At 46.3% G+C, this 16,258-nt stretch carries 17 protein-coding genes; 5 read left to right on the top strand and 12 right to left on the bottom strand.

The annotated features are described in order from the left end of the window. Positions 1-15: 15 nt before the first annotated feature. The 3 genes from ACLHR0_RS20260 to ACLHR0_RS20270 all read right to left on the bottom strand — a co-directional run bounded on the left by ACLHR0_RS20260 (position 16) and on the right by ACLHR0_RS20270 (position 2,554). Positions 16-924 (bottom strand): AEC family transporter, encoded by a 909-nt coding sequence (locus tag ACLHR0_RS20260; protein ID WP_436489032.1) that lies wholly within the window; start codon positions 922-924, stop codon positions 16-18. Positions 925-1,003: 79 nt separating this feature from the next. Beyond that, positions 1,004-1,852 carry a helix-turn-helix domain-containing protein gene (locus ACLHR0_RS20265; RefSeq protein WP_436489034.1) on the bottom strand — a complete coding sequence of 283 codons (849 nt, stop codon included), beginning with the start codon at positions 1,850-1,852 and terminating at the stop codon, positions 1,004-1,006. Positions 1,853-1,885: 33 nt separating this feature from the next. Beyond that, a complete protein-coding gene (locus tag ACLHR0_RS20270; RefSeq protein ID WP_436489318.1) occupies positions 1,886-2,554 on the bottom strand; it encodes a TIGR02117 family protein in 669 nt (222 codons plus the stop codon). Positions 2,555-2,710: 156 nt separating this feature from the next. Here ACLHR0_RS20270 and ACLHR0_RS20275 point away from each other — a divergent pair, with 156 nt between their 5' ends. Next, on the top strand, positions 2,711-3,397 hold the full coding sequence (locus ACLHR0_RS20275) for a tetratricopeptide repeat protein (protein WP_429063392.1): 687 nt from the start codon (positions 2,711-2,713) through the stop codon (positions 3,395-3,397). Positions 3,398-3,486: 89 nt separating this feature from the next. Here the strand turns inward: ACLHR0_RS20275 and ACLHR0_RS20280 are convergent, their stop codons facing one another. From ACLHR0_RS20280 to ACLHR0_RS20300, 5 genes are all read right to left on the bottom strand, one after another. After that, the gene (locus ACLHR0_RS20280) at positions 3,487-4,401 is read right to left on the bottom strand and encodes a bestrophin family protein (protein WP_436489037.1); all 915 of its coding nucleotides are present in this window, start codon (positions 4,399-4,401) and stop codon (positions 3,487-3,489) included. A gap of 12 nt (positions 4,402-4,413) precedes the next feature. Beyond that, complete coding sequence (locus ACLHR0_RS20285; RefSeq protein WP_370907803.1) at positions 4,414-4,899, bottom strand: hypothetical protein; 486 nt, start codon at positions 4,897-4,899, stop codon at positions 4,414-4,416. Positions 4,900-5,009: 110 nt separating this feature from the next. Further along, positions 5,010-6,368, bottom strand: a complete 1,359-nt coding sequence (locus ACLHR0_RS20290; RefSeq protein WP_429050233.1) for a sensor histidine kinase — start codon at positions 6,366-6,368, stop codon at positions 5,010-5,012. Continuing rightward, the gene (locus ACLHR0_RS20295) at positions 6,352-7,068 is read right to left on the bottom strand and encodes a response regulator transcription factor (protein ID WP_436489040.1); all 717 of its coding nucleotides are present in this window, start codon (positions 7,066-7,068) and stop codon (positions 6,352-6,354) included. Before ACLHR0_RS20295 ends, ACLHR0_RS20290 begins: the two co-directional genes overlap by 17 nt. A gap of 17 nt (positions 7,069-7,085) precedes the next feature. Continuing rightward, positions 7,086-7,661, bottom strand: coding sequence for a histidine phosphatase family protein (locus ACLHR0_RS20300; RefSeq protein WP_429050231.1), 576 nt, complete (start codon positions 7,659-7,661; stop codon positions 7,086-7,088). A gap of 242 nt (positions 7,662-7,903) precedes the next feature. Here ACLHR0_RS20300 and ACLHR0_RS20305 point away from each other — a divergent pair, with 242 nt between their 5' ends. Beyond that, a complete protein-coding gene (locus ACLHR0_RS20305) occupies positions 7,904-9,037 on the top strand; it encodes a terpene synthase family protein (protein ID WP_436489042.1) in 1,134 nt (377 codons plus the stop codon). Between the two features lie 13 nt (positions 9,038-9,050). On the opposite strand, the gene ACLHR0_RS20310 is transcribed toward ACLHR0_RS20305, so the two are convergent. Next, positions 9,051-10,787 carry a hybrid sensor histidine kinase/response regulator gene (locus tag ACLHR0_RS20310; protein WP_436489044.1) on the bottom strand — a complete coding sequence of 579 codons (1,737 nt, stop codon included), beginning with the start codon at positions 10,785-10,787 and terminating at the stop codon, positions 9,051-9,053. A 273-nt stretch (positions 10,788-11,060) separates the two neighbouring features. Between ACLHR0_RS20310 and ACLHR0_RS20315 the strand changes: the two genes are divergently transcribed. Both ACLHR0_RS20315 and ACLHR0_RS20320 read left to right on the top strand, forming a co-directional pair. Beyond that, positions 11,061-11,228: a hypothetical protein gene (locus ACLHR0_RS20315; RefSeq protein WP_429050228.1), complete on the top strand. Its 168-nt coding sequence runs from the start codon at positions 11,061-11,063 to the stop codon at positions 11,226-11,228. Positions 11,229-11,291: 63 nt separating this feature from the next. Beyond that, on the top strand, positions 11,292-12,365 hold the full coding sequence (locus ACLHR0_RS20320; protein WP_429050227.1) for a class I fructose-bisphosphate aldolase: 1,074 nt from the start codon (positions 11,292-11,294) through the stop codon (positions 12,363-12,365). Between the two features lie 28 nt (positions 12,366-12,393). Here the strand turns inward: ACLHR0_RS20320 and ACLHR0_RS20325 are convergent, their stop codons facing one another. Both ACLHR0_RS20325 and proB read right to left on the bottom strand, forming a co-directional pair. Continuing rightward, complete coding sequence (locus ACLHR0_RS20325; RefSeq protein WP_436489046.1) at positions 12,394-13,641, bottom strand: glutamate-5-semialdehyde dehydrogenase; 1,248 nt, start codon at positions 13,639-13,641, stop codon at positions 12,394-12,396. A gap of 12 nt (positions 13,642-13,653) precedes the next feature. Further along, positions 13,654-14,688 carry a glutamate 5-kinase gene (gene proB / locus ACLHR0_RS20330; protein ID WP_436489048.1) on the bottom strand — a complete coding sequence of 345 codons (1,035 nt, stop codon included), beginning with the start codon at positions 14,686-14,688 and terminating at the stop codon, positions 13,654-13,656. Positions 14,689-14,805: 117 nt separating this feature from the next. Between proB and bla the strand changes: the two genes are divergently transcribed. Beyond that, complete coding sequence (bla, locus tag ACLHR0_RS20335) at positions 14,806-15,705, top strand: class A beta-lactamase (protein WP_436489050.1); 900 nt, start codon at positions 14,806-14,808, stop codon at positions 15,703-15,705. 42 nt (positions 15,706-15,747) lie between these two features. Here bla and ACLHR0_RS20340 read toward each other — a convergent pair whose 3' ends face one another. Then, entirely contained in the window at positions 15,748-16,218 is a 471-nt protein-coding gene (locus ACLHR0_RS20340) for a hypothetical protein (protein WP_436489052.1), read from the bottom strand. Between the last annotated feature and the right edge of the window lie 40 nt (positions 16,219-16,258).

Here is a 16,258-nt window from a genome sequence, read left to right on the forward strand (position 1 = left end):
AAAACGGTCGGACAGTTAAAAAAAACGTGTGAGTATTTCAAACCAGGCGGCAGTGGTTAAAAAGCCCACCAGGATGCTGATACCGATAATTAAGTTTATCACCCTCGTGTTCAGCCTGAACTGTTCGGCTATTACGCCGGAGGTGACCAATGTAGGCATCGCCGCCTCAAAAATACTGATCCGGGCGATGTCGCTGCGTTCATTAAACAACAGGGCTGCTACCAGGACCAACGCAGGGGCCAGCAAAAGCTTGTACAACAGCACCACCGATACCTGGGAAATCTCTTTTCTCCAGCCATTAAATTTTAACTGGAGGCCGATGGAAAATAATGCCAGCGGCGCTACGGTGGCCGCCAGTTTGTCGAAGAATGGCTCCGATATAGAAAGGTCGGTTAACCTGCTGAGTATAAGCGCCAGCACGCAACCAAGGAACGGAGGAAAGGTCAGGAGCTTTTTAAGGAGAAAGCGGGCGCTCACGAAAGTGTTATTGGCGCCGCCTTTCAGGGCAGTAATAATACCGAAGGTAGATAAGATCAGGAACGTCATCTGGTCACAGATGATAGCGATGCTTATATATTGCTCGCCAAAATAGGCGATAATCAACGGAAAGCCAATGAAGGAGGTATTACTGTACCCACCTGCCAGTTCCAGGGTAGCACGGGTGCGTTTTGAGTATTGTTTGTGACGGCAGTAGATATGCATGAAGCACCAGCTCCCCGCCACCACCACTACGGCGCTTACCACCGGCAGGATCATGGCGGGCGACCAGACTACCTTGGGCAGGTATTTGAAAGATACCGCGGGTAAGGCGATGTATAATATCCAGGTGTTGATTCCTTTGTGCGCATCCGGATGAATGATGCGGGCAGCCTTCATGATCATACCAGCCGTGATACAGACTGCTATCATTATAAAATTCATCATAATACCAGCAAAGCTAGTAATCAGAAAGAAGGGTTAATTGTACTTTCTGGTAGTACCATAGTACTTTTTTGCAGCCGGATTAAACGCCTTTTGCTCTGAAGGCAGCGGGGGTAACATGGGTGTTCTTTTTAAAAAAGCGGTTAAAATAGGAAGGATCTGTAAAACCAAGACTATAACTGATCTCTTTAATAGTAAGCGGGGAAGATGCCAGCAGGATTTTACTTTCCGTGAGAAGTCTTTCCTGCAGCAGGTCGTGGACGGTATAGCCTAATTTGGTTTTCACTATCCGGTTGAGATTCCTGGATTGCAGGTTCAGCGCATCTGCATAAAATGAAACCGGCTTTGCTTTTTTAAAGTGTTGCTCAATCAGCAGGGTGAGGTTACGTATCAACTGTTTGGAGCTGTTTTTATTTTTTAGTTCCAGCGTATGCTTTTGTTCGTGCAGTTTATTTCCTGCCAGCAGCAACAGGGCTACAAAGTGAATAAGCATATTAAAGTTTTTCGGCGACTTTAACAGCTCTTTTTGAATCATTGCGGTGATATGTTCATAAAGTACCGCGGTGTCCTCATCCAGGTCCACAAAGGGTTCGTGGCCGCCTTGCTGCATCATGCCGTTTAATTCTTCCTGCGGATGAAAACGGGTGAACAGTTTATAGATTGGTTCATCAAAGATGAGCATCCAGCCGTCGCGCTCAAAATCATTCATTTTATGCACCTGCCCGGGATGAAAGAAAAACACCCTGTTGGTCAGCATCTGGTGTTCCTGTCCGTCGATCATTTGGGTGCCATGCCCTTTAGTGATCCACATGATCATGTAATGATCGTGCCGGTGCGCTACCGTAGATAGCTCATGTACATATTGGTTCATGCTGATCAGGTGAACCGGATTGGTTTCCAGCAATTCCTGCCGCGGAATAAAATCTTTCATAGTCCGGTTCAAATTTACAATATACCCGCATTTTTATTTGCGGTAATGATAAAAGATGCCGGTATCGAAGATGGTCCACCTGCAGGCTTTTTGCCCGCAGCTTTTCAGGCCGTTATTGGCCCAGGTATTACAGGTATAGAAGAGATGATAGCTGCCTTTGGCTTCATAAAAGGCATCGTTTCTGTCGTAGTTGGCATTGGTGGCAATGTACACCGGCATTTCGCCGGCAGGGGTGCGGAAGCTGTTGCTGATGTACTGAACCAGCCGTGCATACTGCTCTTTGTTCACCATGATCCTGCGGCAGCTTTCATCTTCGCTGATGTTGCGGTAGTAGGTGGCATGGATCGCGGCGGTGCTAAGACTAAATGCTGCCTTAAAAGCGGTGCTGGCTTTGAGGTCAGCCCAGGTAGGGGTTTCCAGGTAAAAGCCTTTGTCGCCCCAGCCAAAGGCCAGCCATTGTGCGGTGGTGTCTTTGCCGGTGGTATTACTGAAGGGAATGCGGGTGCTCCAGTCTATTTGTCCGGTGCGTACCGGTAATACCAGGTCGGTGTGTACTCCGTTGGTGAGGATATAAATAGCGATATCCGCATCGGACACTATTTCCCTGCTGGTGCTCATGCGTGAAAGCGTATAGGCGGCCAACAGGTAAATGCTGATCAGCAGCACCAGGGCCAACAGGGAATAACCGGTAATTTTTAACATCTTCTTCAATAATATCCATTTAGTTCAGGGTTACAAATTAGCTTATTTTATTATTTTTGCCGGGAATCAGTTTTCTTAACCCTGGTTGTTGATATTGCTATGTTCCCATTTTGGAGTGACTATTATTATCTAGTTATTATTCTGCAGATTATATGTGTGGTGCACGTGCTGAAATCGGGGAGAAGCAGGGAGTGGTTATTTTTTATCCTGTTTATCCCGGTGATAGGCGTGGTGGTTTATTTTATCCGCGAAATATTGCCGGATATTACCAACGGCAGTTTCGGTGAGAACCTGTTACGTACTTTATGGCCAAACGGACGTATCCGGGAGTGGGAGAAAAGGGTACGTATATCCGATACAGTTACCAACAAAATGCAGCTGGCAGATGCTTATGCACAGCAAAAGCAATACGACAAAGCCATTGCGCTGACACAGGAGTGTGCCAACACTTTTACCAAAGATCCGGGTATTATCCTGCAACTGGCGCGGCTTCAATTTCTGAACGGGCAGTATGCAGCAAGTATTGTGAGCTTTGATAAAATGAATACTTTTAAAGGCGTGCGGATGAGCAAGGCAGAAGATGAGCTGATGTATGCGCGTGCGCTGGAGCAAACCATGGAAACCGCCAGGGCGGAAGAGGAGTACCAGAAAATAATCCGGGTGCATCATTCACTGGAGGCGATGTATTATTATGGGTTACTGCTAAAAAAACAGGGCCGGACAAGCGAAGCACGGGCACAATTTCAAAAAACGGGACAGGAAATTGATCTGCACCCCCGCTATGTGAGGCGAACGATCCGCAAATGGGTATGGTTATCAAAAAAAGAATTGGCTACATTATAAAGAAAAGGCTCCGGTGGATACCGGAGCCTTTGTCTTAACGCTATAAATTACGGCCCATTAGGAGAGGGCACCTTAAACACAAATCAGTTTTAAAGTACATAGTAAGCGGGTGTTTCCTCCTGCTCTTCCGGCACGTTGTCCTGTTCGTGCAACATTTGCCGGAGATCTTTTTCAATTTTCCTGGCAATGGTAGTTACCGGTGTATCTGTAGGTTTATTTTCAAACGGATCCTGCAGGTTGATAGCCATTTTTTCGATCAGCAGGAACGATGACGCAATGGCTACCACGAGTGGTATTTCCATAAAGCCGAGGACATCTATTAAGGCAAACGGCAATAACAGTATAAAGAAGATCACGGTGAAATGGGTGTAAAGACTATAAGTAGCCGGGAACACGGTATTTTTAATACGTTCACATTTACCCATTGCGTCGCAGAGCCTGGTCAGCGTCTGGTCCAGGGCAATTTGCTGGTATTGGTTTATCCAACCCTGTTCCATTGCATGTTTCAGGTCTTTTGCATGTAAAAGCAACAAGGCAGCCGGCACATTATCATATCTCATCACATAGTTTAATTCCCTTCTTGATAATAATCTGTCTACACCTTTGAGCGGATCAGTCTTACGTAACGATTGTCCCAAACTATAGCACCATGCTGCCTGTCGCTTTACAAAGCGCTCCTGGAAAAGCGTGAGGTCGTCCGATTGATACGTAGTATCCATCAGGCTTAGTACCTGTCTTGTCAGTGAGCGTGAATCATTTACAATCGCGCCCCATATGGTTCTGGCTTCCCACCAGCGGTCGTAAGCCTGGTTAGAGCGGAATGCGAGTAATAATGACAACACCGTTCCCAGCACCATTGGTACAGCTATAGGAATAACCAGGTTGGTGAAATCATATTGGTAGTAAAGAATATTAATAGCCAGCGAATAAACGGTTACCAGCAGGATCTCTATCCTTATCTTACCAAAAACATAATTTAAGGGGATATTATTTTTCAGTAACATAACCTTGCTTTTTTATTCTGTTGCCAGCAATAGTGCTGAGATGGTAGACTTGTCTGCCACATATTTCCGTTTCTGGAGTTGAATTTTCATCTTTGGATAATTGCATTTGCTGATCAGTTTCTGCGGATCATAGCTTCTTTTGGAAGGCGCATTAAATTCATGATCGGCGGGTTGAATGATCAGGTCGATGTTTTGTGCCAGCAGGAAATTGCGTAACGCCGCACGGGTGTTGCCATGGAAGAATTCAATCTTCAGCTGGTTAATGGCAGATGAATATTTGTTACGGATTATTTCACACCCATCCTGGAAGTCGGACGAGATGAGTTCCAGGTGCCTGCTGTTGCGGGTGTAAGTCATCAGGTCAAATAAAGAGTCGGGCATTTCCAGTGCGTGCATTAATATGATGTTTACCTGCTCGCCTGGGTGTTGCGCTACAATGTTATGGACATAACTGAGTGAGCGGATAGAGAAATCTGTGGGTATGAGTATATTTTTCATATCTGGTAGCTTTTATAACAACAAAATTATTGTTGTGAAATAAGTAACCAGTAAGAGCAGCGTTAAAAGATAGTAAGAATGTGGTAAGAATTTGGTAAGAAAAGCAGTCGCTACAGTGGGAGTTCAACCCTGATCTCGGTTCCGTGATTTACACGGCTGTTTACAATGATGTCTCCCTTATGCATCCGGATAATATTCATGGCCAATGGCAGGCCGATACCATATCCTTTGAAACGGCCGGTATTAGAGGCGCGGAAGAAGGGAGAGAAGATATATGGCAGATCCTCCGGGGGAATGCCGATGCCCTGGTCTTTCACGATAATAATATTTTTCTTTTCTGTGGCGGCGAGTGCAATGGACACCGGTTCGTTGTTGGAATATTTCACAGCATTCATCACAATGTTGCTGAGTGCCAGTTCCAGCAGTTGTTCGTTGCCGGGGATGATTAATTTTTCTTCTTCTTCGGGGAACAGGCTGTAATCTATTTCCACTTTATTACCGGGGTGCAGTTTATCGATCGTGTTTTTTACGGTGAACAACAGTTCATCGCTGCGGATCTGTCCCCATTCCTGTTTCTTGCCATCAAAGCCGGTTTGGGCGAGGTGCAGCAGGCTTTTGGTGATGTGTTCCAGTCGCCCTGCTTCATGAAGGATATTTTTCAGGGAGTACACATATTTATCCTGGGTACGGTCCTTATTAAGCGCCAGTTCTGCCTCACCGATAATCGCGGTGAGCGGGGTGCTCAGTTCATGAGAAGCGTTGCTGACAAAGTTATTTTGTGTTTCAAAGGCAGTTTCCAGCCGGTCCAGCATATTGTTAAAGGTATTGGCCAGATCGTTGATTTCATCGCCACTGTCGTCTACATTTAGCCGCAGGTGCAGGTTACGGGAACTGATGCTTTTTACCTGCAGCATCATGTGCCGGATGGGTTTTAGAATATACCTGGAGAAGAAAATTCCGGCGCCTACCAGGATGACGCTGGAGGCCACGGCGCAGATGATGAGGATTTTGCGCAGCCAGCCCAGGTATTCCACGCTGTATTGATTAATAGCGGATACGATCACGATATACAATCCCTGTTTGCTTTTATACAGCACCCCTTCATAGAAGCGGTCGCCTTCTCGGTAGGTGGCTTTGCTTTCGCGGTGTACCTGTTCGTAGAAGGAGTTGGGGAGGGTGAGTTGTTCATCTTTATGAACGGTACCATCGCTGGCTACCTGCAGGAAATATTCTTTTTCAGCAGGCAGTTTTTCGAGGTGTTCTTCCCGGATTTCGTTGTAGATCACCGAGTCGGATTCGTAATAGGGCAGGGTAGCTTTTGCAGTAAGATAGGCGCGTATTTCCAGGCGTTTGTAGAAGTCTTCGAACGAGTGCTGGTTGGCAAAATAATACACCAGTCCGGTCATCACGAGGATGGTAGAAATCGTTAATCCGGCAAACAACAGCAATATCTTAGTGCGTATCTTCATCGGCCTTATTTTCTTTGATCATATAACCCAGTCCCACTACGGTATGTATCAGTTCTGTAGGGTTATATTTATTAATTTTTTTCCGGAGATAGTTGATATAAACATCCACCACTTTGGTGTTCATATTAAAGTCGATGCCCCATACCTGTTCCAGTATTTCCAGCCTGGACAGTACTTTCCTCGGATTTTTCAGTAAATATTCCAGCAGCCGGTATTCTGTGGCGGTGAGCTGGATATTTCTTCCGTTCCTGCTGGCGGATTTGGTGTCGGTATCCAGTTCCAGGTCGGCCATGCTGAGTACAGCTGCGGAGGTAACGGGAACGGGTGTATCTACGGGCGCTTTTCTCCGCATAAGGCTGCGGATGCGGGCTTCCAGTTCCTGTAGTTTAAATGGTTTCACCAGGTAATCGTCGGCGCCGCTGTCGAGGCCCATTACAATATTTTCTGTTGTCCCCAGGGCGGTGAGCATGAGTATGGGCACTTCCAGCTTTGCGTTGCGGAGGGAGCGGCATACTTCTATGCCGTTCATACCGGGCAGCATTACATCCAGTATAATCAGCCGGAATGATGGGTTATTGAGCGCCATTTGTAGTCCGCTGGTACCATCGGGGGCCACGCTTACTTCGTAGCCTGCTTCCGAGAGGCCGCGGGTAATAACAGATACTACAGCAGGTTCATCTTCTATCAGTAATAGTTTCATGAACAACAAATATAATTCTATTCGAGGTGGCTCACGCAATTAAACAGTTCGCAGTTCCAGTTTTCATCGGAGAACTGGAGCCTTGTGATGGAAGTATTTTTCATGGCGGGGGTAGGATGCATTTGTGGCAGGAGGGCATCCAGCATTTGCCGGATAAAGCTGCCATGACTTACCAGCAGTATTTTTTTACCGGTATTTTCCGAGAGGAGGTCCTGCATAAAGGAAAGGCCTCTAGTTACTACAGACTCATTGCTTTCCATGCCGAGGTCCATCAGTTTCCAGCTTGGACCCCACCGGAGGATGCGTTCTTCCTCGGTAGTACCTTCAATGAGGCCGCCGCCGGCTTCCCCTATACGTTTATCTTCAATTACACTATCCAGGTTAAGCTCTTGTGCAATGATGGCCGCTGTTTGCCGGGCACGGAGCAGGTGACTGGAATAAATGAGGTCCCAGGTTTCGCCGGTGAGCCGTTGTCCCAGTTTCAGGGCCTGCGTGATGCCTTCTTCATCCAGCGGGATGTCTGAATGGCCTTGCAGTTTGCCTGCTTTATTCCAGGAAGTGGTACCGTGACGGATAATAGCGATCTGGGTCATATTGGGTCTTTTAATCATTCCGGGGGACAAATATATATAAAAGGCCGCGGGGTTAATAGTTAAAATTCCCGGCGCAGATAGAATTCAGCGGGTTTTTGTATATTAAAAGTATAATATATTTGTTCGGAGTGTCGCCCAATACTACTTTCATCCCTGGCTGTTTATTCCTGTGATATCAACATGCCCTATAACCGGATCCAATTAATACAGTTTCCTTATTTCTTACTCAAAAATTAACATTTATGAAACACAATGTTCAGATGCTGGCTCATGCCAGTATGCAAAAAATGCAAAAAGAATATGCTGTTATGATGAGGGAGGGTGTAGCACCTTTTTCTTTATTTCAATTATTTAACCAGGAGGAATTCAGATTGGATGAATTTTGCCAGTCATTCAGGCCTCACCCTTATTCCCGTCAGCTTAAACGGGGAGCCCAGGAATTTTGTGAGCGGTATGGTATCTGGCTCGAAAATGCGGAGCATTATGTCACTTGCGCCATATACCTGTTCCCTACCGCCAATTTGTACCGCATGAATAATATTCTTAAGAACTGTACTGTAGATTTTTTTCTGAATGATACAATGGGGCGCGAGGTTTTCACCCACCTGAGTGCCAATGAACAGGAACACAGCAATGCGGTCAGGCAACGTATCGGAAGCATGGATTATCCTTTTGAAAACGCACCGGAGGCTCATGGCGTGGAAATGGCGAACGCAGAAATGCTGCTGGATATTTACCATACTTCGCCGGCTCATTGGTTCAGGGAATTTAAAAAAATGTACAACTATCATATTGATGTAACGCACCTGGATTGCAACACCCATTCCCTTGGGCATATTCCTACCGTGGAAGAATATATTGACATGAGGGGGCATATTTCCGGGATGCATCATACCATCCAGCTGATAGAGTATAGCGACGGACAGTTTCTTGACTGGAAATGGATGGAAGCAGCAGGTCTTAAAACTGATATGCAGCGCCTGCAGTATGTTACGGCTGCTATTGGCTGTTTGATGAATGATCTTTTTTCTTTTGAGAAAGAGGTGATCGACAATAGTTCAGATTCGAATCTGCTGATGATCCTGGCATTAAATGACCCCGGTCTTCCACTGGAGGAAATTATTATCAAGGCTGCCGCCATTGTACAACAACTGCTATTGGAATTTGGATTGCTGGTGAACAGGGTGAGGAACAGGAGTTATCAGCAATTACCTGCCAACTCAGAAATGGTAGATAAGTTGGATGCACATATTGCAGGTTTGGAACGATGTGTACAAGCCAGTTGGGTGTGGCAGATTTATACCAAACGTTATAAACGGCCAAATTCTATCTGGAAGGAAACGCAATTAGTGCCAGCTATTGCTGAGGCAGTTTAAACGCATTAAATTATTATTGTAATTCGCCACTGAGTGGATGCAGTTGCTGACTAAGTACTTTTATCAGAAATTTATAATCAATTGGTTTTTCAATAAAGGCACTGGCGCCAGCTGCCATCATTAGCTCGCGCGACTCTAAAAAGGCATCCCCGGTGGCGATAATAACAGGTATATGTTTCAATATTGGATCCTTTTTCAGGCTGACTAAGGTATCTTTCCCATCCATTATGTCCATATGGTAATCCATGATGATGATATCCGGTATACGTTTCCTGCTTTCCTCCAATACTTCAGCCCCATTGGCCGTCAGGCAAATAGAGCAGCCGGTTTGGGTAAGAAACCTGGATATCAGCAGGGCACTCATTTCATTATCCTCGGCAACTACTACATGAATGTCACTCAGGTCCGTCATCTCTTCTTCATCATTGTTGTCTGGTCTGATATCATCAGATTGGCCCGGTACCAGCGGAAGCACTACTTTGAAACTGTTTATTCCGGTAGGGCTGCTTTCTGCAGTAATAATGCCGTTCATGGAATTAACCTTATTCTGTACAATATAAAGCCCCAGGCCCGCACCTTCTGTATACTTTCTTTTATCGGTAATAAATGGATCAAATATCGTTTTCAATTTATCATCCGTGATGTGGTCGCCCATATTAACAATATGGATAGACCAGGTATTTTTGCTGGCAGCAATGTAACAGTTAATGGTAGTTCCCTTGTTAGAGTATTTAATGGCATTCCCTAACAAATTTGTTATAACCTGATTGAGTTTCAAGGTGTCCGCAATAATCACAGGAGATATTTCACCGATACTGAGTTTAATCTTGATATTCCTGGTTTTTGCTATTATCCTGTTGATGTCCACTAATTTTTCAATAAATGGTTTTATTTCAAAAGCTTCGCTGTTCAGTACGTCTGAATTTCCTGATTCTATCTGCGCCATATCCAGCACATCATTTACAATGTTACGGGTATGGTTGCTTGCCAGTAATAATTGATCAACCAATGGCTCTATCCCCCTGAGCTGATCATTTAATTTTATCTCCCGCTTTAATAACTGTCCCACACCAAAGATTGCATTCAGCGGCGTTCTCAGCTCATGTGATACCTGGTATACAAATATCTTTTTAAAGTGATTACTCCTCTTTAACTGTTTATTGACATCATTACTGTGAACATAAGGTTTGCTTACCACAATGATAAGTGTTAAAACGCCTGCCATCGCCGAGATGCGGAAAATAAATGCTACGTCTTTCTGAAGGTGTATCGCTTCTGTAAAATGATAATGGTAATAGGTTTCCAGCAGCAGAAGAATGCCTACGGCCACCACCAGTGATATTCTTCTCGATGTTCTGTCAGGAAATATCAGGTATATAATGGAGATCAGGAAGATGATCATTGCCTGCAGTTCAATAATATTACTGAGCAATATTCCAAAGTAGATGGAGGCAAAACATTGTACCAGAAAAGTGCTGGCACCTGCCATTCTGTGATATCCCCTGTGGTTCAGATAGATCGCTGAAATCGTAAGGATAAATTCTATGGAAGCAGGTATAAGAATAGATAATTCTCTTGTAAATACTATAAATATGGATCCTACAACCAGGATTAAGGAGGCAAGCACCAGGCTTAGTGTATTAACAAGTATCATCCTGGATATTAATTCATCATCTGTTTGCCCCTGTGTACCTGCTCTTGTAATTGATTTTACTACTTGTTGAATCCGTTTAATAATTTTAATAGTCATGTTAAGCATCGTAGGGTTTAAGTAAAGTTAAGCTCGGGATGACCCTAAACAACAGGGCGATAACAGTTTGTGTTGCAGGCAAAAAATCTTTTCATAGAAACCTAATGATCTTCTGAGGGTATTATCCTATTGATAATTCTTCCGGTGTCCTCTTTATGGGGTATGAACGCCGGCAACCAAAGTTATAGTATTTATTCCTAAACTTAAATTCATTTCATTTTTTTCATGCCATACTCAAATAACGATTTATAAGTAATCAGTACATTTGTTATTATGGAAATGAGTATCAATCCCAACGAAGAAAAACCAGTCAAAAAGGAAGACGAAGTAAAGCCGGAACCCGTTATTCACGATGGTTCCGGAGGCGCATTTGAAGGCACAGAGATGGTAACCGAAGAGCGGGAAGAGCAACCCCGCCCGAATGGGCCAACTCCTTACTGAATAATGCCGCATGCCGGTGCGGTATTAAATCCTTAAATTAGGTGTATCAAAAAAGTCATGCTTATGTTATCCTTGGAAAAAATCAGCGAATTATTAGGCAAAGAAAGCGATACCCTGTTGCAGCACGAAAGCAAAACTATCAGTAAAGACCTGCTGCATCTGCCCGGACCGGATACCGTCAATAAAATTTACCAGCCTTCCAGCCGTAACCCGCAGGTATTGCGCAGTTTGGGCCAGTTATTTCAGCACGGGCGTCTTGGAGGCACGGGCTACATGTCCATACTCCCGGTAGATCAGGGCGTGGAACACAGTGCCGGTGCTTCTTTCGCCAAATACCCGGCTTATTTTGATCCTGAAAATATTGTGAAGCTGGCTATTGAAGGCGGCTGTAATGCCGTCGCTTCTACTTTTGGCGTATTGTCGTCGGTATCGCGCAGTTATGCACACCGTATTCCTTTTATTGTCAAGCTTAATCATAACGAACTGCTTACTTATCCCAACAGGGCGGACCAGGTGATGTATGGTACCGTGGAAGAAGCCTGGAACCTCGGAGCAGTGGCCGTTGGAGCCACCATCTACTTTGGCTCTGAGCAGTCCGACCGGCAAATTGTGGAAGTGTCGCGTGCCTTTGCAAGGGCGCATGAACTGGGCATGGCTACTATTCTCTGGTGCTACCTGCGGAACGATGCGTTTAAGAAAGATGTGGATTACCACCTCTCAGCGGATCTTACCGGGCAGGCTAATCACCTCGGGGTAACTATCCAGGCGGATATTATCAAGCAGAAATTACCGGTCGTGAACGGCGGTTATAAGGCTTTGAATACAGGAGCGTCTTCCTATGGTAAACTGGATGAACGTATTTATACTACACTCACGTCTGATAATCCCATTGACCTGTGCCGCTACCAGGTAGCTAATTGTTATATGGGGCGCATGGGACTAATCAATTCCGGTGGCGCTTCTGAAGGAGAAGCTGATCTGGCAGAAGCAGTACGCACGGCGGTTATTAATAAAAGGGCCGGCGGCGTAGGACTGATCTCCGGGCGCAAAGCCTTTCAGCGCCCGATGGTGGAAGGAGCGGCGTTACTGAATGCGATCCAGGATGTATACCTGAACGAACAGATAACGATAGCGTAGCAGTGGGAGCGGAGGAATGTTCCTCTGCTCACCTCACCTGGCCATTGCCACGTACAAACCATTTTTCCGTTACCAGTTTTTCCAATGCAAAGGGGCCGCGTGCATGCAGTTTCTGCGTGGAGATCCCTATTTCCGCACCCAGGCCAAATACGCCTCCGTCTGTGAACCGCGTAGAGGCGTTCACGTATACAGCTGCGGCGTCTACCTCATTGAGGAAACGCTCGCTGATGGTGGTATCGCCTGAAATGATGGCTTCTGAGTGGCGCGAAGAATATTTTTGAATATGCGACAATGCAGCGTTCGTGTCGGGCACTACTTTAACGGAACACTTGAGCGAAAGGAATTCCCTGCCGAAATCTTCCGGCTGCGCCGCGAAGAGATGCGGATAATTGTTCTTTTGCAGGATATCGAAGGCTAACGGGTCCGCATATATGTCGACTGCATAATGCTGCAGCTGCGGCGCCAGTAATGCCAGGAAACCGGCAGCTACGGCTTCGTCCACCAGCACGGTGTCCAATGAATTGCATACCGACGGACGGGAGACTTTCGCATTGGTAACAATGGCGGCGGCCTGTTGCAGATCGGCAGTTTTTTCCACGTAGGTGTGACATACACCGGCGCCGGTTTCAATTACCGGTACCCTGGAGTTGGTGCGGACAAATTCGATCAGTTGTTCGGAGCCACGCGGGATGATGATATCGATATACTTTACGGCAGTAAGCATTTCCATCACGAAGCTGCGGTCAACAGGCAGTAGTTGCACTGCATGTTCATCTACCTCAAACTGCTTTAATACATCCTGGATCAGCGCCACGAGAATAGTGTTGGTATAAAAGGCATCGGTGCCGCCACGCAGCACGCATACGTTGCCAGAGCGGATACAGAGGGCGGCTACATCCACGGTTACATTTGGTCTTGATTCATAGATCACGCCCACTACGCCGAGCGGCACGGTTTTCTTTTGCACGAGCAGGCCATTGTCGAGGGTTCTTTCGAGCACCAGTACATTGGCGGGATCGGGCAAGCCGGCAATATCTTCCAGGCTGGAGGCGAGATCGCGGATGCGCGCATCCGTCAGCAGCAGCCGGTCCTTTTTGGGGTCGTCGTCCGGCATGCGGTCGAGGTCTTTCTTATTTTCTGTGATAATGTCTTCCGACCGGATCAGGATCACGGATGCCAGTTTGAGCAGCAATGCCTGTTTCTGTGCATCAGGGAGGGTACGTATAGAAACGCCCGCCTGCTGCGCTTTTTCCAGTAATGGTTGTATCGTTTGCATGATTGTTTTTCTTTATAACAGCACGATGTCATCGGCATGGGCCACTTCTATGTTTTGTGCTTTGTGTTGGGTATCGAGTGTGTCTGAAGCAATTTTAGCCCTGCCCACGGCAATGGCGATATTGTCTTCGTTCACAATTTCAATGACTTCCCCGCATTCAAACTTCTCCAGTACGGCCTGCACGCCTACGGCGAGGAGGCTGTGACGCTTTTCCAGTGCTTGTTGTGCGCCGGCGTCAATCCGGATCCTGCCGGTAACCAGGCTGCCGCTGGCCAGCCATTTCTTGCGGGCAGGCATGCTGCAGGGCTGTGGCAGGCACAAGGTACCTGTTTTGCCGGCAATAGCATTGAGAATGCCATCTTCTGTCCGGATCCCAAAAATAACGACCCTGATGCCCATCCGGGTGGCGAGGCGGGCGAAAGTGAGCTTGGATACCATACCACCTAAGCCGAGACTGGATTTTTCTTTATCGGCCAGCCCCAGGGCTGCCTTGTCAATAACATCTATTTGTGGTACTACCTGCCCGGACCTGTCCAATACGCCGGCTACAGAGGTGCTGAACAACAGCAGCGATGCGCCAAAACCTACGGCTATCAGCGTGGCCAGCTCGTCGTTATCAGAAAATTTCAGTTCCAGGCTGCTCACCACATCGTTTTCATTGGCAATGGGGATGATGTTGCTCGCCCATAGTTCCTCATAGGTACGCTTTAACTGGAGGAACTGGTCCCTGTCGGAAAAATGCTGGCGTTCACAAAGGCTCTGCGCTACCGCAATACTATAAGGGGCAAAATAACGGCTGTATTTATTCAATAATAACGGATTCCCCACGGCTGCCGCGGCTTTGCGCTCACTGATGGTGCCGTTGTAATGACGTAAGAACTGTTTGCCCGCGGCCACGGCCCCGGATGAAACCAGTACAATATGATAATCTGCATGTAACTCTGCTACCTGCCGCGCTATACCGGCAATTACGGTTTCGTCGAGGTCACCATTCTGATGGGTGATCGACGCTGTTCCAAATTTTATAACTAATATCGGTTTACTCAATTTCTGCTCTATTTGGAGCCTAAAATAATATTAAGGTGGCGAAATTCTAAATGCATAATTTATTCCGGATACCGGAAAAGCCTTAATTTGACTCCTTACATTGATTTAACTCGCTATATGATAAAGTTTGTCGCCATGTTTATAACAGCCACTATGGCTGTTTCTGTTATTTATCTCCCAGCGGCCAACGGCCAGCAAACACTCCGTCAGCAAATTGCCGGTATCGCTGGAAATATCTCTGGAAAAGTTGGCGTATATGCGGAAATCCTGGAAACCGGGGACACTGTTTCCTTTAACCGCGATCAGCATTTCCCTATGCAGAGTGTGTATAAATTTCCGATCGCCATGGCGATGCTCCACCAGGTTGACCAGCACAAATTCCGCTTGGATCAGCCTATACACGTAACAAAAGACGACCTGATTGGGCCGAGAGGAGTAAGTCCGGTGCGGGATCAGCATCCGGAAGGGAATTTTGATATGCCGCTGGCAGAACTGATCGATTATAATATCCGCGCCAGCGACGGCAGCGCCTGTGATGTGCTGCTGCGCTTATTGGGCGGCACCGGCAAAGCAAATGCATATGTACACAACCTTGGCGTAAAACAGATCGCGATTGCCACCACGGAAAAAGTGCAGGTGCCCAGTGAAATGATCCAGTATAAGAACTGGTCCACACCCATGGCCATGACACAGTTGCTGAAAATATTTTACCGGGATCCTGTGTTGTCCGACAGCAGCAGGAACTACCTGATGCACCTGATGGTGACCTCCAGACCCGGTGCTAAAAGATTAAAAGGGCTGCTGCCGGCGGGCACGGTGGTGGCGCATAAAACCGGTACTTCGTGGACTACAAACGGGTTAACCCGCGCCACTAATGATGCAGGTATTATTACCCTGCCAAACGGGCATCATCTGGCTATTACAGTATTTGTGTCTGATGCAAAAGCCAGCGAAGAAGAGCGGGAGGGCACCATTGCTAAAATTGCAAAGGCGGCATACGATCATTGGAACAAATAAAAGGAAACAGGCAGTTTCAAAAACGAAACTGCCTGCCGGAAATTATTTCATGTATTTCTTGTATTCGTTTTCAATATCCATGACATCTATTTTGTGGAGTTGATTGCCATCAAATAACCACATTTCCCAATTGTATTTAACATCACTTAAATTGAGCGTAGCCGGATTTCCTTTGGCAGAATGAAAACTGATTTTGCCGCCGGCAGGTTCAATAATTTTTACACCTTTTCCTTCCAGGAAAGCGCGTGCATCGGTCATGTAATTCTGGTAATCTTCATTGATGGTATAAAATGCTTCTTCCCCGTTATCTTTTTTCAGATGTTCCAGTTGAATGCTATCTGGCGTATGAAGTATAGCGCAGGGGCGTGTAATCTGACTGTCACTTTCTGTTACGGTTTGCACGGGTGGCGCCGCATCTGTTGAAACTTTTTCTTCCGGTATTTTACTTTCCTGGCAGGCATAAAAAATAAAAAGCGCTGCAGGCAAGATAAAGTAGTTTTTCATGGTTTTCATAGCAATAGTTGTTTGGCATATTTGTTACACCTTACAGCAG

The sequence above is a fragment of the Chitinophaga sp. ARDCPP14 genome (assembly GCF_051362515.1).
Taxonomy (GTDB): Bacteria; Bacteroidota; Bacteroidia; order Chitinophagales; family Chitinophagaceae; genus Chitinophaga.